We start from the raw sequence: 570 nt of genomic DNA on the forward strand, positions 1-570 counted from the left end.
GGTGTCCACTCCATGACCTCCTCGACGATCCGGCTGTTGAGCTTGCTGGCGGTGATGTTCTCGCCGGCCAGGAAGGCGGAGTAGGGCATGCGGCCTCCTACAGGGCGACGGTGGCGGGCTGGAGCAGCTGGATCGGGGCTCCGGCCGCGTGGCTCTTCGTGATGCCGTTGACGGAGCGGACGACGGTGGCGGTCTGGGTCAGGCCGGTGCCGGTGATGCCGGTGATCCGGATCTGCTCGCCGCCGATCAGCGCGTCGACCGGGAACGCGGTCGGATGGCTGGCGGTGGTCATCCAGGCCGGGCCGGGGTTGGACACGAACGACATCGAGGTGGCCGTGTCCGTCACCGCGGCACCGAGGGTGGTGCCGTCCGTCCCGGCCCGGGCGCGCACCGGGTCGTCGGTCACCGCCACCGTCCAGGGGCCGGCCGGGACGCAGGTGAGGGTGACGGTCCAGGTGCGGATGCCGAGGGTCTCGCTGATGCCCTGGACGATCAGGTCGATCGGCCCGGGCGGCAGCCAGGGCGGGGTGTTGATGATCTGGATGCGGTCGCCGAGCTCCAGCTCCAGGA

1 pseudogene is annotated in these 570 nt (G+C 71.2%); it reads right to left on the reverse strand.

From position 1 onward, the window contains the following. Nucleotides 1-97 precede the first annotated feature (97 nt). A pseudogene (locus tag QK442_RS36250) lies at nucleotides 98-570 on the reverse strand (hypothetical protein); the annotation flags it as partial.

It is taken from the genome of Streptomyces sp. CC208A, from assembly GCF_030010625.1.
Taxonomy (GTDB): Bacteria; Actinomycetota; Actinomycetes; order Streptomycetales; family Streptomycetaceae; genus Streptomyces.